The sequence below is a fragment of the Lentzea sp. NPDC006480 genome (assembly GCF_040611995.1).
Classification (GTDB): Bacteria; Actinomycetota; Actinomycetes; order Mycobacteriales; family Pseudonocardiaceae; genus Lentzea.
The window spans coordinates 1-19,499 of record NZ_JBEXPJ010000106.1; the positions used below are offsets into that span (position 1 = coordinate 1).

Here is a 19,499-nt window from a genome sequence, read left to right on the forward strand (position 1 = left end):
GTCGCGTCCTTGATGGACGCGTCCGGCACCTCCTCGACTCGGATGTCACGGGTGCCGTAGATCGTCGTAGCCCGCACCGGGCGCCTCCTCAGGTCTCGTTTCTCAACCGTTACATGGTCCTCCTGTCCCCGTCTTCCCGCCGAATCGAGACGCTGTGGAATTGGTTACGCGCGCATCCGTAGGCACGCATACGATCGAGAACGTGCTGATCAACGTCGTGCGCGGTGTCCGTTATGCGACCGCATCCCGGTTCGAAGCGCCCACACCGGTCGAATGGGACGGCACGCGCTCGCTCGAACGCGGCCCCGCCTGTCCACAGCCGCCGTCTTCGCTCATCGGGGTGGTCGGCAACTCGGTCGAGGGCCTGACGTTCGACGAGAACTGCCAGGTGCTCTCCGTCACCGCCCCTGCCGACGCCGCCGGACTGCCCGTGATGGTCTGGTTCCACGGCGGCGCCTACGTGACCGGCAGCGGTGAGTCAGCGAAGTACGACGCCACGCAGCTGGCTTCGCTGGGCGTGGTGGTCGTCAGCGTGAGCTACCGGCTCGGCGTCTTCGGGTACCTGCGCGACAACCTCGGCCTGCAGGACCAGCGCGTGGCGTTGCGGTGGGTGCGCGACAACATCTCGTCGTTCGGTGGCGATCCTTCCAACGTGACCGCGTTCGGCCAGTCCGCGGGCGCCGACTCGGTCTACGCGCTGATGCTCACCGCTGACGAACCCCTGTTCCACCGCGCGATCATGCAGAGCGCGCCTCTCGGAGCGCGCGGCCCGGAACGCGCCGAGATGACCGCGGCGCTGCGTTCGTTCATCTCCGTCGAAGCGACGACGCCCGTGGAAGACGTGCTGGCCGTGCAGCAGCAGGTCCCGGCGACAGTGGCACGGTTCGCGCCGGCCGGCGGCATGCCGTTCGGGCCTGTCCTGGACGACGTCGACCTCGCCTCGGTGGCGTCCCGTTTCGAGCTGCTCATCGGGCACACGGCCGACGACGGCAGCCCTTACGTCGCGGACAACCCGGAGATCTGGGAGACCGTGACCGAGCTCGTGTTCGCCGGTCCTTCCCGCCAGTTCGCGGAGGACTTCATCGCAGCCGGTGGGCAGGCCGCCACCTACAACTTCAAGTTCAGGCCCGAGGGCGCGCCACTGGGGGCGTGCCACTGCATGGAGCTGCCGTTCCTGTTCGACCCGGCCGGGTGGACGGGCGCGGGCATGCTGGCGGGCCAGGAACCGGACGCCGACGTGGCGAAGACCGTGCGTCAGGTGTGGACCGACTTCGCCCGAAAAGGCTTGGACGCGCTGCCGTCGCGCTCGCTTGAATTCGGCGGGTGACCGACCGCGAGCGTTTGCGCACCACGTTCGGTGAGGACGCGGCCCGCTACCACCGGGCCCGTCCCACCTACCCTGCCGAACTGTTCTTCCACCTCAGCGGCCCGCGCATCCTGGAGATCGGCCCTGGAACCGGCCAGGCCACGCTGCCGCTGACCCGCATCGGCGAGGTGACGGCGGTCGAGCTGAGCCCGGAACTGGCCGCCGTCGCCCGTCAGCACGCGCCTGACGCACAGGTGATCGTCGCGAACTTCGACGAGTGGCCGCTGCCGGACCCGTTCGACCTCGTGGTGTCGGCGACGGCGTTCCACTGGCTCGACCCGCGCACCCGCATGGACCGGTGCGCGGCCGCGTTGAAGCCGGGCGGGACGCTGGCAGTGATCTCGACGCACCACATCGCGGGCGGCACGGCGCAGTTCTTCGTGGACGTTCAGGAGTGCTACGAGCGCTGGGATCCGGCCACCCCGCCGAACCTGAGGCTGTCGCGAGCGGACGACATCCCTCACGAGTTCGACGAGAGCGACCTCTTCGAGGAACCCGAGTTCTTCCGGTACGAGTGGGAGCAGGTCTACGACACCGAGGCGTACGCCGACCTGCTTCTCACGTACTCGAACCACATCGCCCTGCCGACGCGAGACGAGCTCATCGCGGACATCAGGCAACTGATCGCCACGCGCTACGGCGGCCGGGTCACCAAGCGGTACATGACCCAGCTCGCCATGGCCCGCGTCAGGTCCGGCGGGACCGCCGCGTCATGACCACGCCCGCACCCACCAAGGCGAGGCCACCAACAGCGAACGGCAGCACGTCGAAGCCGGTGAACGCGAGCTCGTCGGCCTGAGCAGCTGCCTGCGGCGCCGGTGCCTGCGGTGCGCCTCCACCCGGCGGTGGCGGCGGAACCTCGGTCTTGGTCGGCGGCGGGGTCTCCGGAGTCGTCGAAGGCGGAGTCTCGCCCGGCTTGCAGCCCGTGTGCGCCGGGTTCGAGCGGCCCACGCCGTGGTTGGTGTCGCACTCGTATCCGGCGTTGGCGTCCGAGCCGCCTGGCTGCTGGCCGGGCGGGTTCTTGTTGTCGGCCTTGCCCACGCAACCGGCGCAAGGCTTGCCGACCGCCTCACCGCCACCGTTGCCGTTCAACGACGGCGAGCCGTCGCGCGTCGAGTCGTACGGGCCGTTCACGTTCGCGCCGTTACCGCTGAAGTCCGCGTTGGACGGCGGCTGGGGCGCGGAGGTGTCCTGCGCCGGCTGTCCCGGTGGAACGTTCGGGTTGTTCGTGATCCCGTTCCCGTGGCCGTTCCCGGGGTCGGCGAGCCCCAGGCCGGGAGCGAGCACCAGCGCGGCGGCGGCCGCGAGGGCAGGGAGGAGCCGAGTTGCTTTCATGCCCGAGATATAGAACAGCCCGTGACCTGCGTTACAGCAGGTCACGGGCTGTCCACAAGACACTACGAACAGGTGATGCGCGGGGTCGCCCAGTCACCGTGGTCGGAGTTGATGTTGTCGCCGCCGTCGGTCAGCACCAGCCGCAGGTTCTCGGCGTCGGTGAGTGACGCGGTGAGCTTCTTCGCCGGGCTGTCCGCGGTCAGCGCCCCCGAGTCGGCGACCAAGGTGGCGTCCGCGAAGACCTGGAAGACCACCGATCCCTTGCCCGCGCCCACCTCGTCGTCGATGCCGACGTCGACGGTCAGCGACGAGCACTTGCGGCCGAGGTAGAACTCGATCGTCGAGGCCGCGTGCGCGCCGAAGCCCTTGCTGTGCGTGGCACCGTTGATCGTCAGGGTCTTGCCGTCACCGGCGGCCTGGTTGCCGACCGACTTGTCGATCTCGACCGGGCCCCAGCCGTTCGTGGACGAGGTCGCCTCGAACGCGGAGAGGTCGGTCGTGCCGGCGGGCGGGGTCGGGCGCGGGCCGCTGTCGCCCTTGGAGACCCGGTAGATCACGGTGGCGAGCGACGGCACGGACGCGGAGATCGCGCCGGTCGTGGTGCGCGTGGACTTGGTCCAGAGGTCCTTCAGCGTGGCCGGTCCGGACATGCCGATCTCGGACAGGGAGGTCGAGATCGTCTGGGTGGACGCGGACTTGTTGAACAGCGCCACGGCCTTGTCACCGTTGGCCAGCGGCTTCACGATCACGTCGACACCGGTCTTGCCGGTCGTGCGAATCCGCTTGCCCTGCTTGCCGAGCTTGTCCTGGTCGACCGCGATGAGGTCCTTGTTCTCCAGGATCGTGAACGTGTCCGCGGAAACCTTGCGCAGATCCGACCCGATCAGCAGCGGCGCGGCCATGATCGACCACAGCGAGAAGTGGCTGCGGTACTGGGTGGCGCTCATCTTGCCGTTGCCGACCTCAAGCATGTCGGGGTCGTTCCAGTGGCCCGGACCGGCGTACTGATCAAGCACGACGTTCTTCTCGTAGATGTCCATCGTGCGCGGCCAGGTGTCGTTGATGTCACCGGTCGTCCGCCACAGGTGCCCCGTGTCGGAGGCCCACTCCCACGGCTTGTTCTGGCCCCACTCGCACAACGAGAACACGATCGGACGCCCGGTCTTCTTCAACGCGTCGCGCATCTTGCGGTAGCGCTGTTTGGCGTCGACACCGCCGTTGTTGCAGTTGTCGTACTTCAGGTAGTCGACACCCCACGACGCGAACTGCTGGGCGTCGGACTCCTCGTGGTTCAGGCCGCCGGGAAAACCGTTGTCCTTGTTGCAGGTCTTGGTTCCAGCCGAGGTGTAGATGCCGAACTTCAGGCCCTTCGAGTGCACGTAGTCCGCGACTGCCTTGATGCCGTTGGGGAACCGCGTCTTGTTCGGCACGAGCTTGCCGGCCGAGTCACGGGTCTTCTCGGCCCAGCAGTCGTCGATGTTGACGTACTCGTAGCCCGCGTCCTTCAGGCCCTTGTTCACGAAGATGTCGGCGATGCCCTTGACCATCGCCTCGTTGAACTCCGCGCGGCACGCGGTGGTGTTCCAGTTGTTGAAGCCCATCGGCGGGGTCAGCGCCAAGCCGTCCGGCAACGCTTGTGCGGCAGGGGCGACCAGGACCGCACTGACCATTGTGGTCAGTGCAGCCAGGGCGAGAGTGCGCATGGAAATTCCTCTCGAGGGGGTCACGCTGGCAGACCCCAGGACTTGCCCGGGATCGTGATGCTGACCGGCCGAACGGCCAGGTCGGGGCGGCGGCCCCTGGGATGCACCAGGACTTCCTGACCGCGGCGCAACGGGATCTCGAACGTCCCGTCACCGCGGTCGTGGTACCGGACCGGACGACCGCCAGGCGTCACCACGGACACCGGGCCGTCGATTCCGTGCCTCAGCACCAAAGGCTCACTCGCGCGGCTGCGGACGAGCACGAACTGTGTTTTGCCACCAGAACGGCGAGCGGTCACCGAGAACCCGCCCTCGCAGGAGTGGTCGGCGATCACGACGTCCGGCCACACGGACGGCACGGCCGGGAACACCCGGATCACGCCACCCCAGCTCTGGCACACGAAGTCGTGGATGGTCTGCGCACCGGACAACGGCGTCTCCACCACGGGACCGGCCTCGGTGTACATGGTGTTCTCCAGCACCGGGTAGCGCTTCGTGGTGTCGAACATCTTCACGAAGTACCCGTAGGCCTCGTCGCCGCGGAACATGCGCGCGGCGATCGAGCCGGACCCGGAGTAGCTGTAACCGCGGTGCGCGGGCTCCAGCGACATCCAGTGGTGCAACGACTTCTCGATCAGCTCGCGGTTCTCCGGCTGCTCCCAGTTCACCGTCATCAGCGGGAACGTCGCCAGCAGGTGCGAGAAGTGCCGGTGCGACACCGCGAACGGCACTCCGGCGCCGATCATGAACCCGTTCTCGTTCACCGGGTACGGCGTGAGGTCTCGCAGAACCTCCTGCCACTTCGGCTCCAGCGGGTCGTTGATCTTGAGCAGCTTCGCCGAGTCGATCAGCGTCTGCGCACCCCACCTGATCAGCTGCAGGTCGTAGTTGCAGTCCGGCGCGTCGCCGTACTCCGGCGAGGTCGTGACGTCGAGGTGCAGCTTGCCGTCGTTGCCCTTCTTCAGGAAGTGCAGGTAGTAGTTGATCGACCGCCGCAGCAACGGGAACACGACGTCGGCGAGGATCCGCACGTCCATGCTGTGCCGGTACGACAGCCAGACGTTGTGCAGCGCCCAGGTGAGGTTGCCGAGCTCCTTGACCCCGGTGCCGCCCGTGCCCGGCTCGTACAGCGTCCCCGCGTTCGACGTCGACGCGTCGGTGCTGCGCCCGACACCGGCCGAGTCGTTGCGGTACGGCTCCTTGACGTTGAGGGCGAGCTGCTCCTGGTTGTTCTTCAGCGTCGACGTGATCGAGTCCAGCTCCAGGTGGCCGGAGCCGTGGATCAGCCAGTACTCCAGCTGGACGTTGAGGTTCCACCACGCGGCGGCCCACGGCGTCTTCTCGAGCCACGGCCCGGTCGTCGCCATCACCGGGCTGCCGGCCCGCGAACCGGACGCGACCTTGTAGAGCTGGATCCAGTAGAACGACTGCAGCCGCTGCTCGCCGAATGACAGGAAGCTCTTCTGGTAGAAGGCGTTCCACCACTTGCGATGCGACCGGGTCAGCAGCCCGCCGAGCACCGCGGCCTCGCGCACGGCCTTCAGGACGATCTTGTCCGCGGCCACCTCGGGATGGGTGTGCGCGACCGACAGCAGGAGCCGCTGCGTGCGTCCGGTCGTGCTGAGACGGAAAGCGGTTGCCGTCTGACCACCCGCGTTCAGGGCCTGCGTCACCAACGTCTCGCGGCCGTCGGTTTTCGTCACGGGGTCGGGGTTGAACACGTACCCGTCCGGCAGCGGGTTGAAGTCCGCGCGCGGCGGAATCGCCTTGGACGGCACGAACTCCAGCACCGGCTTCTCCTCGCCGGACGCCGTGACCTGCAACGACAGCACCGAGCGGGTGGAGTGGACGTAGGCGATGAACGAGATCACGCCCAACGACGTGGTCACGGTTCCACGCAGCTCGGCGTTCCACAGGTCCAGCCGCCAGTCGACGGCGGAGACGACACCGAGAGCGGTCAGCTTGAGGTTGCCGACCGGGAGTCTGCACACGCCGAACTGGCTGCCGCCGGTGGTGCGGTGGTCCTGCACATCCGCGTGCTGCACGGTGAAGCGGACGGTGTTGCCCTCCGCGTACACGACGCTGCCGAGCCGGCCGTCACCGAGGAACGGCGCCTGCCCGTACTGGGTCGGCGGCTTCTGCCAAACGAGATCCTGCGCCCCGATGAACTTTTCCCAGTCACGCTCCGACATGCCGTCGCAGTCGAAGACATCCGAGGACACGGTCTCTTTTCCGGTCGCTACACCCGTCTGGGCGAGCAGTACCGCCGCTGTGGTTCCACCTAGAAAACCCCGCCTACCCAAGACCATTGCCCACTCCTCGTCCGCGCATGACGAACCCTCACGTCTTGCTGCGCGGCGGTGCAGCCTGGTCCAGACAACGGGAAAGGTAGGAGTTCTGGGTCACATCGCGCAAGACCCCACTACACGCAACACGAAGCAACAACCGGGTGCTGTTGCTCCTCTGAGATGGGCAGGACGCCTAGGATGTCCCGCCAAAGGGGCGGGGAGAAGTCGCACGAGCCGTGCCCTTGCTATTGGGAGGTGGCATGGCCGTGTCGACAGCGGCGTTCAACGAGGGCAGGGTCCCCCAGCGGGGCCGTCCTCGCGACGCCAGCAGGGACGACGCATTACGTCAGGCAGCGCTCGAGGTGATGGCAGAGGTCGGATACCGGGCCCTCACCATGGACGCCGTGGCAGCACGCGCGAGGGCGGGCAAAGCCACGATCTACCGGCGGTGGGAGTCGAAGCTCGATCTCGTGATCGACACGTGCACCCAGCTCGCCACGCAGAACCTCGCGGCACCGGACACCGGCTCACTGGCAGGCGACCTGCGCGAGTTCCTCTCGTCGTTCGCCGCGTTCCTGTCCGGACCGATCGGCAAGGCCGCCCAGGCACTCGTCGGCGAGCTGCCGCACGAGCCCGAGCTGGCGACGGCGTTCCGGGAGACGTTCCTGATCTCGCAGCGCGACGTCCTGCGCGGGATCCTCGACCGCGCCGCCGAACGGGGCGAGCTGAAGGCAGACGCCCCGCGCGGCATGGCCGTCGAGATCGCGGGCGCGGCGTTGATCTACCGGCTGATGCTCACCGGCGACCCGCTCGACGAGCCGTTCGTGGAGAAGGTCGTCGAGCAGGTCCTCTTACCGTTGGTGCGAGTCTCTTAACGGAAGAGCTTGCGGACCAGCGCGAAGCCCACCACGGCGCCGACGGCGATCAGGGTGTACTTGACCTTGGGCTGGCTCAGCACGTCGAGCACGGACGACTTGCCCTGCTCGACGAGCTTCTGCGGGTTCGCCCGCTCGCTGAGCTCGTCCAGGGTGGCGGCCAGCGCGGTGCGAGCCTGCTCGATCTCGCGCTGGATGGTGTCGGGATCGCGGGCCACATGTCCTCCTAGCAGCGGTTCTCGGGCCAACCGTAGTGGACGGTCGGTGGCCCGGCATCGAGCGACCCACGTGCGACCCGGGAGAGCGAGTACATGGCAGGGCTATAGGCTTCCACGTGAGGGGTCGTAGCCCAATTGGCAGAGGCACTGGGTTTAGGTCCCAGCCAGTGGGGGTTCGAGTCCCCCCGACCTCACTCGATGGTGGGTAACCCTTGTTCGCGGAACGCGCTCACCAGGCCATCTCGTCGTGTTTGTGGGGGCCAAGCCCCCACACCCCACCCGGCGGGCTGCGCCCCCGGACCCCCGCAGACGGTCCGCGCGTTTAGCGTCATGCCCGCCTCTGCGCGCCCCCGGCGATTCGCTCGAGGTGCGCCTCGGTTCACCCGTGGCTTGCCGCCCAAGCCGCGATCTGCGCCCGTGTCGTCAGGTCGAGCTTCTGCCGCACCCGTTGCAGGTGCGTCTCCACCATCCGCTGCGAGATCCGCAGCTCGGCCCCGATGCCCACGTTGGTCTGACCGGCCGCGACCAGCACCGCGACCTGCCGCTCGCGATCACTCAGCACGGGAGGCTCGTCCGCCAGCGCGTAGGCCACGGCCTGCTCGCGGGTCATCTCCCGGCCCTCGGCGAGGCACGTGTCCGCACCGCGCAACGCCACCCGTGACGCCCGCACGACCTCGATGACGTCCGCGTGCCACACCAGGTCGGCCGCGAAGGCTCCTTCCCGCAGGCACGAGGCCGCACCGACGAGCCGCAACGCCCGGCGCGGGTCACCACGCCGGTACGCGATCAACGCCAGCCCCTCCAGCACGTCCGCCACCCAGAACCCGGTGTGCCACGACCGCAGCGACTCCAGGAACGACTCCGCGGCCACCGCGAGCTGATCGCGTTGCAGCGCACGCACCCCGACCGTGTGCAGGAAGACCGACAACCGCCGCGGTGAGGCCAGCCGCCGGTACACGGGCAGCACGTCGGCGATCAGTCCGTCCGCGAACTCGGCGTCGCCCGCGCCCAACGCCGCCCACGCCAGGTTGTGCTCGATGATCGCGAGATCCAGCGGGTCGGCGGTCGGCGCGAGCAGCGAGATGGCCTCCTCGTAGTACTTGCGGGCCTCGCCGTGGCGATCCGCCCGGACATGCTCTCCGGCCAGGGCGTTCAGGGCCTGGGCGAGCGGCACCGGCTCCCCCAGCTCACGCCCGAGCGCGACGGCCTGCTCGGCCCACCGCATGCCGTCGTTCGACTCGGTGCCCGCGAGGTAAGCCAGGTGGCACAAGGCGAGGCACCGCACCGCCGGGTCCGCCTCCGCCGCGCACACCGCCGCCTCCAACAGCGACCGTCCCTGCGACACCTGTCCCTGGTCGCGCCACGCGACCGACAGCATCGTGGCCAGCTTCAGGTAGCTCGGATCGCCGGCCCGGGCAGCCCAGTCGACCGCGCACCGCAGGTTGCCGCACTCGGTGATCAACGGGTCGACGACCTCGGGGGTCGTGAAGACCGGCGAGCTGAACCGCACCCAGCGTTCGGCGAACCAGCGCACCACCCCGGCGAGCACCACATCCGACTGTTCAGCGAGTTTTTCCCTGCCGTACAACCGAACCGACTCCAGCTGCTCGAACCGGCCCGCGCCGCAGAACGTCAGCAGCGACTTGGCCACGAGCGACGACAGCAGCGACAGCACCCGATCCGCGGGCAGGTCGCACGCCGCCACCGCCACGTCGAGCCCGAAGCCGCCGGGGAACAGCGAGAGGCACCGGAACGCGTGCTGCTCGTCGGCGCTGAGATGGTCGTAGCTCCACTCGATCGCGGCGCGCAGGCTCTGGTGACGTTCGGCGGCCGTGCGGTTGCCTCGGTTGAGCAGCTCCAGCCGGTCGTCCAGGCGCACCAGTAGCTCTGGCACCGGCAGCACCGTCACGAGTCGCGCGGCGAGCTCGATGGCGAGCGGAAGGCGGTCCAGCCGGGCGCACAACGTCTGCAACGCCTGCGCGTCGTCGAACTTCAAGCCGAGCTGGTTGGCTTGCGCGCGGTCGGCGAACAGCTCCACCGCGCACGTGATCGGCAACGGCGGCACCGCGAACAACACCTCGCCCGGCACCCGCAGCGGTTCCCGGCTCGTCGCGATCACCCGGATTCCGGGGCAGCCGAGCAGCAACGGCTCCAGCAGCGCCGCGCACTCCGCGGCGACGTGCTCGCAGTTGTCCAGCACCAGCACCATCGTCCGGCTCGCCAGCGCGTGCACGAGGGTGCTCAGCACGGGTTCGCGGGTGACCTCGCCGATGCCCAGCGCCGTCGCGCACGCGCGCGCCACCTGCCCGGAAACCGAGGAGAGCTCGACCCATTCGGCCTCGCCGCGGGTGAACTCCTTGGCCAGCCTGGTCTTCCCGACTCCGGCCGGCCCTACGAGCGTGAGCACGCGGGCGTCCGTGAACGCCGCGAGCCGGTCCAGTTCGCCGGCCCGGCCGATGAAGCTGTCCAGCGCCGTCACGGGTTCGTTGGCGCGCTGCCGGTAAGCCCGCTGACGGCAGGCGTTCGAGCAGTACCGCGCGTGTCTGCGCCGGGAGGTGGCGGTCGCGGCGCCGCAGGTCGCACACGTTCCCACCTGTTCGGCCATCGAACGCATCGTAGTCAAACGATTACAGGGCGGAAAGGCCTTTCCCGGGATGTTGTGGACCAATGGCCCATCAACGCGTATACATCGGATCTGTCGCCGCCGCGACCGAGGTTCTGGGAGGACTGGACATGCGGTTGATCCCCGTGCGCTGGCGCGCGGCTGGAGCACTGTTCGTCACACTGGCAGCGAGCGTCGCAACCCCTGCAGCAGCAGCAGAACCAGCGGCAACCGGCGTCTGGCCGAAGGCTGTCGTGCAGCTGTCGAACGGCGTGCCGACGCTCTCGGTGACCCGTGGCGACACGACCGTGCTGGAGCCGAGCCCGCTGGGCGTCGTGACGGAAAGAGCGGATCTTTCTGGTGGACTGAAGTTGGTCGGCCGGTCCGAACGACGGGTCTTCGAGCACTACACGGCGTCGTCGGGCAAGCAACGGCAGCGCAGTGTGTCGCACAAGGAGGAGCGCTACACGTTCGAAGGCGCCGCTCGTCTGGATCTTGTCGTGCGGACCGCGGCGGACGGCGTCGCGTACCGCTACGAGCTGCCCGCCGGGCTGGGCAACGTGCTGCGCGAGACGTCGGCGTTCGTCGTGCCTGCCGCCGCGACCGCGTGGATCGCGAAGTACCGGCGTGACTACGAGAACCCGTTCGTGCAGACCAACGCGGCCACGGCCGAGTCCGCCGAATACCTGCACCCGGCCCTGTTCGAGAACCAGGGCGTCTACTCGCTGCTCACCGAGTCCTCTGTGGACGGACGGCACTCGGGTGCCCACCTCGTGCACACCGCCGGTTCGGGTGTGTATTCGATCAAGTACTGGGACGAGAAGGTGCTCGTCGACGGGCCCTGGCAGTCGCAGTGGCGCACGGCGATCATCGGAACGCTCGCGGACGTGTCGGAGTCGACTCTGGTGGACGACCTCGCGCCTGCTTCCCGTGTGCGCGACACGTCGTGGATCGAGCCCGGCAAGGTGTTCTGGAGCTGGCTCGCGGGCGGTCGTGAGGCGGGCCAGAGCCTGGCGATGCAGAAGCAGTACGTGGACTACGCGGCGCAGCACGGCTGGCCGTACGCGCTGGTCGACGCGGGCTGGTACTTCGACCCGAACTGGGACTACGACCCGTCGTGGGAGCAGACCTCGTGGATTCCCCAGCTCGTGTCGTATGCCGCCGCACGAGGTGTGAAGATCCATCTGTGGATCCACTACGACGAGCTCGACACGCCCGCTGAGAGCGCGGCCCGCCTGGCGCTGTTCGAGAAGTGGGGCATCGCGGGCGTGAAGATCGACTTCATGGACTCCGACGGCCAGGACCGGTACCGCTGGTACGACCGGATTCTCGCGGAGACCGCCCAGCACCACCTGCTGGTCAACTTCCACGGTTCGACGATCCCGCACGGTCTGCAGCGCACCTGGCCGCAGGTCATGACGATGGAAGCCGTGCACGGTGGGGAGAAGTCCTCGGGTCTCACTGGGACGCACATGACTTCGCTTCCGTTCACGCGCAACGTCGTCGGTGGCATGGACTACACGCCGCTGGCTTGGCACCGTCCCTCGCGCGTCACGTCCGACGCGCACGAGCTGGCGCTGACCGTGATCTACGAGTCGGGCCTCGCGAACCTGGCCGGCAAGCCGGAGGACTACGCGGCGCGGCCTGCCGCCGAGCGCTTCATCGACCAGGTGCCGACGGCGTGGGACGAGACCCGGCTGCTGTCCGGCCGGCCTGGCGACCACTCGGTGTTCGCGCGCCGGTCTGGTGATCGGTGGTTCATCGGCGGCGGCTACGCCGGGGCCGCGCGGACGGTCCAGGTGCCGTTCTCGCTGCCGTCCGGGCGCTGGCTGGTGGAGATCACCCGCGACGGTCCTGCCGGGCTCGTGCGCGAGTCTCGGACCGTGCGTTCCGGAGACGTGCTGACGTTGGACGTGGCTGCCAACGGTGGTTTCGCCGCAATCGCTTGCCGGGCCGGGTCCCGGACGTGTGAGCGGCCGGTTTCCGCGGTGCCTTCGACTTCGGTGTCCACGGCGTCCAACGGCTTCAAGGTGACCGGGCTCTTCACCACGAAGCAGGACGTGCGGGGCGTGACGCTGGCTCCGCACGTTCCGGCCGGGTGGTCTGTGCAGGGCGAACCGGTCAAGGCGCGCAACGTTCGTCCGGGGCAGGCATTGTCGGGCTCGTGGACGGTCGTGCCGCCCGCTCAGCCCACGTCCTACGGCTACTTCGACATCCCTGTGGTGGCTTCGTTCAACGGCGGAGTGGAGTCCGAGAAGACCGCCCGCGTGCATCTGGTGAAGCCGTTGTCCGATGGCTGGTCGTACATGTCCGACCGGCCGTGGGTGTCCGCTGTCGGTGGTGACGGTCCGGTCGAGAAGGACATCTCCAACGGCAATGCCGCCGCCGGTGACGGCCGTGGCATCGCCATCCGCCGCACGACGTTCGGCAAGGGACTCGGCACGCACGCGTCGTCCGAGATCACCTACGCGCTGGGCTCCTGCTCGGCTTTCGCGGCTTCGGTCGGTGTCGACGACGAGGCCGGTCTGGACGTCGCTCGCCAGAAGGCCGGCGGCACGGTGTCGTTCCAGGTGATCGGTGACGGCAAGGTCCTGGCCGACACCGGGGTGCTCGGCGTGCGCAGCCCTGTCCGCGACCTGGCCGTGGACGTGACCGGCGTGAGCACACTCACCCTGCGCGTTCTCGACGGCGGCGACGGCACGCAGAACGATCACGCTTCTTGGGGCGACGCGAGGATTCGCTGCGCCTAGCCCGGGGTCTCGTGTGGAGGTCGAGGCAGGATCGCTCACCTCGGCCTCCACGTAACTTGGATTGCATGAACTTGGTCGACCGGGTCACCGACCTGATGCACACGGCCGGCGCACCCGGAGCGGCTTTGGCGATCGCGCTGGAGAACCTGTTCCCGCCGCTGCCCAGCGAGGTTTTCCTGCCACTGGCCGGTTTCACCGCCGCGCAGGGCAAGATGTCGCTGTTCGACGCCATTCTCTGGACCACGTCCGGTTCGGTGGCCGGAGCCCTGGTCCTGTACTGGATCGGCGCTCTGCTGGGCCGCGACCGGGTGCGCCGCATCGCCGCCCGCATGCCGCTCGTCCGGGTGTCCGATGTGGACAGGACCGAGGCGTGGTTCCTGCGCAACGGCTACCGCACGGTGTTCTTCGGCCGGATGATCCCGGTGTTCCGCAGCCTGATCTCCATCCCGGCCGGAGTGGAACGCATGCGGCTCGTGCCGTTCCTCGCCTGCACAGCGGCCGGCAGCCTGTTGTGGAACACGGCGTTGATCCTCGCGGGCTACCTGCTGGGCGACAACTGGCACCTGGTCGAGCAGTACGTCGGCATCGCCTCGAAGGTCGTGCTCGGGCTGGCAGTCGTCGCGCTCGTGATCTTCGTGATCATGCGACTTTCTGGGCGTCGAGGTGCTTCATCAGCTCGCGAACAGCACTCCGACCAGCGCGGTTAGCGCCGATCGTGCTCGCCGACGGCCCGTAGCCCACGAGGTGGATGCGCGGGTCTGAGACGACGCGAGTGCCGTCGACCTGAATCCCACCGCCGGGCGCACGCAGGTGCAGCGGCGCGAGGTGGTCGAGGTCGTGCCGGAATCCCGTCGCCCACAGGATGACGTCGGCGCCGAAGTGCTCGCCGGACGCCCACTCCACCCCGTTCGGCGTGATGCGGTCGAACATCAGCCTGCGGTCCAGCACACCACTGGCGATCGCGGCGCGCGTCTGGTCGTTCAACGGCAGACCGGTCACGCTCACGACGCTGCGCGGGATCAGTCCCTTGCGGACGCGTTCCTCGACCATGCCGACGACCCAGCGGCCGTAGTCCTCGGTGAACGGCCCTTCGCGCCACACCGGTTCGTGCCGCGTGACCCACCGGGTCTCTGAAGCGAGCGGGGCGAGCTCCATGAGCAGTTGCGTCGCGGAAGCCCCGCCACCCACCACCACGACCCGCTTACCCGCGAACTCCTCGGGCCCCTGGTAGTCGGCGGTGTGCAGCTGGCGGCCGCGGAACGTCTCCTGGCCTGGGTAGTACGGCCAGAACGGGCGGCGCCAGGTACCGGTCGCGTTGATCAGGCCCCGCGTGGTCCAGACGCCGTTGTCGGTCTCGACCTTGAGCAGTTCGCCGTCGTTCAGCACCTGCGTGACGTTGACCGGGCGGATCACCGGCAGGTCGAAGAGCTGTTCGTAGCGGGCGAAGTAGTCCGGGATCGCCTCGTTGGCGCGCTCGTCCGGCGAGGGCTGCTCGAAAGGCATGCCGGGCAGCTCGTGGATGCCGTGCACGGTCCGCATCCGCAGGCTCGGCCAGCGGTGCAGCCACGCGCCGCCGGGAGCGTCGTTCGCGTCCAGCACGACGTGGTCGACCTCCCGCCGCCGCAGGAAGTACGAGGCGGACAGGCCCGCCTGTCCCGCGCCGATCACCACCACGTCCGTCACGTACACGTAAACCACGCGCGCGCCCCGGTTCTTCTCAGCGGAACGAGTTACCCGCGTCACGGAAGAAGAACCCCGAGTATCGGTGTTAATCGATGTATGAGCCGTCTCAGTGAGATACCGCTGTCCGTCCTCGACCTCGCTCCCATCACCTCGGGATCAGACGCGACGACCGCGCTGCGGAACTCGCGGGAACTCGCTCAGCAGGCCGAACGTCTCGGCTACCACCGCTACTGGTTCGCCGAGCACCACAACATGCCGGGCATCGCGTCGTCGGTGCCCGCCGTGCTGATCGAGCACATCGCGTCCGCCACGTCGACGATCCGCGTCGGCTCCGGCGGCGTGATGCTGCCGAACCACCCGCCGCTGGTCGTGGCGGAGCAGTTCGGCGTGCTCGAAGCCCTGCACCCCGGCCGCATCGACCTCGGCATCGGCCGCGCGCCCGGCACGGACCAGAAGACGGCACGGGCGTTGCGGCGCACCGAAGCCGGTCTCTCCGCGGAGAACTTCCCGCAGGAGCTGACCGAGCTCATCAAGTACTTCGAGGGCACCAACGACCTCAACGCCGTGCCCGCCGCGGGCAACAAGCCGCCGATCTGGCTGCTCGGCTCGTCCGGCTACAGCGTGCAGGCCGCGGGTCTGCTGGGGCTGCCGTTCGCGTTCGCCCACCACTTCAGCGCGCAGAACACGCTGCCCGCGCTGGAGCTGTACCGGCGGCACTTCCGCCCGTCCGAGGTGCTGTCCGAGCCGTACGCGATGGTGTGCGCGTCGGTGATCGTCGCGGACACCGACGAGCACGCGCGGTACATCGCCGGTCCGGGCGCGCTGTCGTTCGTGCAGCTGCGCCAGGGACGTCCGGCGCCGCTGTCCACGCCAGAGGAGGCAGCGGACTACCCGTACACCGAGATCGACGAGCTGGTGATCGAGGACCGCATGTCCACCCAGATCATCGGATCCCCCTCAACGGTCCGCGCGGGGCTCGACGAGTTGATGGAGTCGACGGCCGCCGACGAGCTGATGGTGACGACGATCGTGCACGGGCACTCGGACCGCCTCCGTTCCTTCGAACTGCTCAGCGAGGTGGCCGAACGGACGCCGTCTCTGGGCCGTTCAGCCGCACATACGTGAGTCGGCCACGCGTGACCTTCACGTTTCGTACGACTGACGCTGCTCTGAACGGGTGATAAACGGCTCCCCTTGTAGCGCCGGACACACCGTGGGCGATGATCGGTGTGAGCGCGCACGCCCCCCGACGCGCTCCCTAGCTTCACCCGGCGGTTCGCCGCCAGGACGACGTGGGGCAGGCGCACTCTGTGGCGCCGCCCACGTCGCCCATCACGAGACGGCCACGGCCCGGCACCAGGTGCGCTTCAAGGCCCCTTTTCGGTCCCCACCACCCCTTCGGCACCGTCACAGTTGACGGGAGTCGTTCACACCCACCGCCGGGGTGGGAAAGGGGAGTTCGTGAAGTTCGCCAAATCGGCCGCGGGCCTGTGCCTGCTGCTGGCCGTGGCGGGATGTGCGGGCCCCGGTGTCGCCGTCACCCCGGACGAGAACCTGACAGTCGAACAGCGAGCCGAGACGCCGAGCGCGTCCGGCGCCGCCGCTTTCGGCACCCAGCGCGTGTGGGCCTCGGGCCTGTCCGTCGTCGTGTCCGCCCCGCGCTCACTGGCCCCGTCGGCCACGGCCATCCCACCCGCCAAGCGCACCGCGGTCTTCACGATCACCGTCTACAACGGCTCCAAGGCCTCGTACCGCCCGTCCCAGCTGTCCGTGCGCGCCACGACCGACGGCTCCCCGGCCGCCGAGCTGGTCGACTCGGTCCAGGGCCTCAACGGCCTCGCCGGCGCGGTGGCGGAGCTCCCGCCTGGCCGCGACACCCAGATCCAGGTCGCCTTCGCCGTCTCCGAGCTGCCCGTGCAGATGCGGCTGACCGTCCAGCCGGGTGGCCAGGGCCAGGACGCGGCGACCGTTTTCGAGGGCCAGGCCTAGTCTGCTGGCATGACTCGTCTCGAACCCGGAGACACCGCGCCCGCCTTCACGCTGCCCGACAGCGAGGGCAAGCCGGTGTCCCTGTCCGACTACCTCGGCAAGTCCGTGGTCGTGTACTTCTACCCGGCCGCCAGCACGCCGGGCTGCACCAAGCAGGCCTGCGACTTCCGCGACAACCTCGGCGAGCTGGCCTCGTCGGGCTACGAGGTCGTCGGCATCTCGCCCGACAAGCAGGAGAAGCTGGCCAAGTTCCGCTTGGCGGAGGGCCTGAACTTCCCGCTCCTCGGCGACCCGGACAAGACCGTGCTGGTCGAGTGGGGCGCGTACGGCGAGAAGCAGAACTACGGCCGCACCGTCCAGGGCGTCATCCGCTCGACGTTCCTCGTCGGCCCTGACGGCAAGATCGTCAAGGCCATGTACAACGTCCGCGCCACCGGCCACGTCGCCAAGCTGCTGCGCGAACTCCCGGCCTGACTTCTTTCGGGGGCCGCCGTCGCATTGAGCTTGCGGCGGCGGCCCCTTCTTCGGGTATGGTCGTGGCGAGGGCGTGCAACAAATGCCGCCCCTTGTTCCGGTGAGGGTGATACACCGTGTGTCGCTTGACGGCACCTCGCGGCCCCGACATCCCGTCTGATTTCGTCTTGCGCGTCCACTTCCCCACGCGAGGCGGTTGACCTGGCCTTCTAGGCCCCGTCGTCCGTTCGTCCTCAAACACGCACGCCTAGCGCTGCGTGCATTTCGTGCTGGGAAAATTCAATGCTCAAGTGGATACTGCTCGCCGTCGCCGTGGGCGCGGAGGTTTTCGCGACCCTTTGTCTGAAGTACTCCGACGGCTTCACGAAACCGTGGCCCGTGTTCGGTCTGGGCGCGGGTTTCCTCACCGCGCTCTACCTCGAATCCCAGGTGATCCGGATGGGCGTGCCCGTCGCCATCACCTACGCGATCTGGGCCGGCGCCGGCATCGCACTCGTCGCCATCACGAGCCGCGTGCTCTTCGCCGACCCGCTGAACCTCGCGATGCTCGCCGGCATGGCGTTGATCGCGGCCGGCGTGTGCGTGGTGTCTGTCGCGTCCCACGCACACGCCACCGCCTAGCCGGTTGATTCCAAGGGCACGCTTCACGCCTGCCTGGTGGCCACGGCGTCTGCAAGTACCGAGCCTTCCAGCGTGATCAGCGGCACCGTGCACAGGCTGTCCCGGCCCACGTCCGACCGCGACGGCCGTTCCAGGGCCGGTTGGTGCGGTCAGCGGCGATGTGATCAAGAGTTGGTGGTACTTGCGGACGCCAACAGAGCCAACGTCTGGAAATCAACCGCCTAGCTGAGTTTGCGGAGGTACGGGACCAGGAGCTTGAGGGCGCGGCCGCGGTGCGACTCCGCGTCCTTCTGCTCCGCCGTCATCTCGGCAGACGTGATCTCGTACCCCTCGGGCACGAAGATCGGGTCGTAACCGAACCCGTTGGTCCCGCGCCGAGCCCGCAGCAACGTGCCACGCCACTCGCCGCGCACCACGACCTCTTCGCCGCCGGGCACGACGAGCGCCACCACCGAGACGAACGCCGCACCACGGCGTTCGTCCGGCACGTCGCCGAGCTGACCCAAGAGCAAATCCAGGTTGGCCTCGTCGTCGCCGTGCCGGCCGGACCACCGGGCCGACAGAACGCCGGGCATGCCGTTCAGCTCGTCGACCGCGAGCCCGGAGTCGTCCGCGATGGACACGAGCCCGGTCGCCAAGGCGGCGTCACGGGCCTTCGCCACCGCGTTGCCCTCGAAGTCCGGCGCGGTCTCGGGCGCCTCGGGGAACTCCGGCACGTCCGAAAGCGACAGCACCTCGATGCCGTCCAGGCCCTCGGAAGCCACGATGCGCTGCAGCTCGCGCAGCTTCTTCGCGTTGCGCGAGGCCAGCAGGAGCTTCATCGCCGGCTCGCCTTGGGCTCCGGCAGCACACCGGGGTAGGGCTCGGCCAGCACGGCCGCCTGGATGCGGTTCAGCTCCGCGCAGCCCTGCAACGCCACGTCCAGCATCCGGTCCAAAGTGGACCGGGCGAAGGTGGCGCCCTCACCGGTGCCCTGAACCTCGATCAGCGTGCCGGCGTCGGTGGCGACGACGTTCATGTCGACCTCGGCCCGCGAGTCCTCCTCGTACGGCAGGTCCAGCCGCACGCGCCCGTCGACCACACCGACCGACACGGCGGACACCGCGCAGGACAGCGGTGACGGGTCAGCCAGCCGGCCGGCCGCGCCCAGCCACGTGACCGCGTCGGCCAGCGCGACATAGGCGCCGGTGACCGCGGCCGTGCGGGTGCCGCCGTCGGCCTGGATCACGTCGCAGTCGATGACGATCGTGTTCTCGCCCAGCGACGCCAGGTCGATGCACGCCCGCAAAGATCGCCCGATCAGGCGTGAGATCTCGTGGGTGCGGCCGCCGATGCGGCCCTTCACGGACTCGCGGTCGCTGCGGGTGTGCGTCGCGGACGGGAGCATCGCGTACTCGGCGGTCACCCAGCCGAGGCCGGAGCCCTGCCGCCAGCGGGGGACACCTTCGGTGACACTCGCGGCGCACAGCACGCGGGTGTTCCCGAACTCGATCAGGACCGAGCCCGCGGGCCAGGTCTGATATCCACGCGTGATCCGGATGTCACGCAACACGTCATCATTTCGGCCGTCGCTTCGCACCACGCGGCCTACCCTA

The 19,499-nt window shown here is 68.7% G+C and carries 17 protein-coding genes and 1 tRNA gene; 10 read left to right on the top strand and 8 right to left on the bottom strand.

Going from position 1 to position 19,499, the window contains the following annotated elements:
- Positions 1 to 202 precede the first annotated feature (202 nt).
- Together ABZX92_RS31570 and ABZX92_RS31575 are read left to right on the top strand one after the other, a co-directional pair.
- Positions 203 to 1,327 (top strand): carboxylesterase family protein, encoded by a 1,125-nt coding sequence (locus ABZX92_RS31570; RefSeq protein WP_355567358.1) that lies wholly within the window; start codon positions 203 to 205, stop codon positions 1,325 to 1,327.
- Positions 1,324 to 2,082: a class I SAM-dependent methyltransferase gene (locus tag ABZX92_RS31575; RefSeq protein ID WP_355567361.1), complete on the top strand. Its 759-nt coding sequence runs from the start codon at positions 1,324 to 1,326 to the stop codon at positions 2,080 to 2,082. The genes ABZX92_RS31570 and ABZX92_RS31575 overlap by 4 nt, the downstream gene beginning before the upstream one ends.
- Here the strand turns inward: ABZX92_RS31575 and ABZX92_RS31580 are convergent.
- From ABZX92_RS31580 to ABZX92_RS31590, 3 genes are all read right to left on the bottom strand, one after another.
- Positions 2,054 to 2,701: a hypothetical protein gene (locus ABZX92_RS31580; RefSeq protein ID WP_355567364.1), complete on the bottom strand. Its 648-nt coding sequence runs from the start codon at positions 2,699 to 2,701 to the stop codon at positions 2,054 to 2,056. The genes ABZX92_RS31575 and ABZX92_RS31580 overlap by 29 nt on opposite strands.
- A gap of 62 nt (positions 2,702 to 2,763) precedes the next feature.
- Positions 2,764 to 4,404: an NPCBM/NEW2 domain-containing protein gene (locus ABZX92_RS31585; protein WP_355567367.1), complete on the bottom strand. Its 1,641-nt coding sequence runs from the start codon at positions 4,402 to 4,404 to the stop codon at positions 2,764 to 2,766.
- Between the two features lie 20 nt (positions 4,405 to 4,424).
- Entirely contained in the window at positions 4,425 to 6,626 is a 2,202-nt protein-coding gene (locus ABZX92_RS31590; protein ID WP_355567370.1) for a Tat pathway signal sequence domain protein, read from the bottom strand.
- Between the two features lie 326 nt (positions 6,627 to 6,952).
- On the opposite strand from ABZX92_RS31590, the gene ABZX92_RS31595 reads away from it, so the two are divergent.
- Positions 6,953 to 7,567: a TetR/AcrR family transcriptional regulator gene (locus ABZX92_RS31595; RefSeq protein WP_355567373.1), complete on the top strand. Its 615-nt coding sequence runs from the start codon at positions 6,953 to 6,955 to the stop codon at positions 7,565 to 7,567.
- Here ABZX92_RS31595 and ABZX92_RS31600 read toward each other — a convergent pair.
- Positions 7,564 to 7,785 carry a DUF3618 domain-containing protein gene (locus ABZX92_RS31600; protein ID WP_030469566.1) on the bottom strand — a complete coding sequence of 74 codons (222 nt, stop codon included), beginning with the start codon at positions 7,783 to 7,785 and terminating at the stop codon, positions 7,564 to 7,566. The genes ABZX92_RS31595 and ABZX92_RS31600 overlap by 4 nt on opposite strands.
- A gap of 120 nt (positions 7,786 to 7,905) precedes the next feature.
- Here ABZX92_RS31600 and ABZX92_RS31605 point away from each other — a divergent pair.
- A tRNA-Leu gene (locus tag ABZX92_RS31605) sits at positions 7,906 to 7,979 on the top strand.
- A gap of 185 nt (positions 7,980 to 8,164) precedes the next feature.
- Here the strand turns inward: ABZX92_RS31605 and ABZX92_RS31610 are convergent.
- Complete coding sequence (locus tag ABZX92_RS31610; RefSeq protein WP_355567376.1) at positions 8,165 to 10,390, bottom strand: LuxR C-terminal-related transcriptional regulator; 2,226 nt, start codon at positions 10,388 to 10,390, stop codon at positions 8,165 to 8,167.
- Positions 10,391 to 10,518: 128 nt separating this feature from the next.
- Here ABZX92_RS31610 and ABZX92_RS31615 point away from each other — a divergent pair, with 128 nt between their 5' ends.
- Together ABZX92_RS31615 and ABZX92_RS31620 are read left to right on the top strand one after the other, a co-directional pair.
- Complete coding sequence (locus tag ABZX92_RS31615; RefSeq protein WP_355567379.1) at positions 10,519 to 13,137, top strand: glycoside hydrolase family 97 catalytic domain-containing protein; 2,619 nt, start codon at positions 10,519 to 10,521, stop codon at positions 13,135 to 13,137.
- 65 nt (positions 13,138 to 13,202) lie between these two features.
- On the top strand, positions 13,203 to 13,844 hold the full coding sequence (locus ABZX92_RS31620) for a DedA family protein (RefSeq protein WP_355567382.1): 642 nt from the start codon (positions 13,203 to 13,205) through the stop codon (positions 13,842 to 13,844).
- On the opposite strand, the gene ABZX92_RS31625 is transcribed toward ABZX92_RS31620, so the two are convergent.
- Positions 13,777 to 14,835 (bottom strand): NAD(P)-binding domain-containing protein, encoded by a 1,059-nt coding sequence (locus ABZX92_RS31625; protein ID WP_355567436.1) that lies wholly within the window; start codon positions 14,833 to 14,835, stop codon positions 13,777 to 13,779. The two genes, ABZX92_RS31620 and ABZX92_RS31625, sit on opposite strands and share 68 nt — an antisense overlap.
- An 81-nt stretch (positions 14,836 to 14,916) precedes the next feature.
- Here ABZX92_RS31625 and ABZX92_RS31630 point away from each other — a divergent pair, with 81 nt between their 5' ends.
- The 4 genes from ABZX92_RS31630 to ABZX92_RS31645 all read left to right on the top strand — a co-directional run bounded on the left by ABZX92_RS31630 (position 14,917) and on the right by ABZX92_RS31645 (position 17,904).
- Entirely contained in the window at positions 14,917 to 15,945 is a 1,029-nt protein-coding gene (locus ABZX92_RS31630) for an LLM class flavin-dependent oxidoreductase (RefSeq protein ID WP_355567384.1), read from the top strand.
- A 336-nt stretch (positions 15,946 to 16,281) separates the two neighbouring features.
- Entirely contained in the window at positions 16,282 to 16,809 is a 528-nt protein-coding gene (locus tag ABZX92_RS31635) for a hypothetical protein (RefSeq protein WP_355567387.1), read from the top strand.
- Positions 16,810 to 16,818: 9 nt separating this feature from the next.
- The gene (gene bcp / locus ABZX92_RS31640; RefSeq protein WP_355567390.1) at positions 16,819 to 17,283 is read left to right on the top strand and encodes a thioredoxin-dependent thiol peroxidase; all 465 of its coding nucleotides are present in this window, start codon (positions 16,819 to 16,821) and stop codon (positions 17,281 to 17,283) included.
- 282 nt (positions 17,284 to 17,565) lie between these two features.
- Positions 17,566 to 17,904, top strand: a complete 339-nt coding sequence (locus tag ABZX92_RS31645) for a multidrug efflux SMR transporter (protein WP_355567393.1) — start codon at positions 17,566 to 17,568, stop codon at positions 17,902 to 17,904.
- Positions 17,905 to 18,125: 221 nt separating this feature from the next.
- Here ABZX92_RS31645 and rdgB read toward each other — a convergent pair whose 3' ends face one another.
- Positions 18,126 to 18,725, bottom strand: a complete 600-nt coding sequence (gene rdgB / locus ABZX92_RS31650; RefSeq protein ID WP_355567396.1) for an RdgB/HAM1 family non-canonical purine NTP pyrophosphatase — start codon at positions 18,723 to 18,725, stop codon at positions 18,126 to 18,128.
- Positions 18,722 to 19,486: a ribonuclease PH gene (gene rph / locus ABZX92_RS31655; protein ID WP_355567399.1), complete on the bottom strand. Its 765-nt coding sequence runs from the start codon at positions 19,484 to 19,486 to the stop codon at positions 18,722 to 18,724. The genes rdgB and rph overlap by 4 nt, the downstream gene beginning before the upstream one ends.
- Positions 19,487 to 19,499 lie beyond the last annotated feature (13 nt).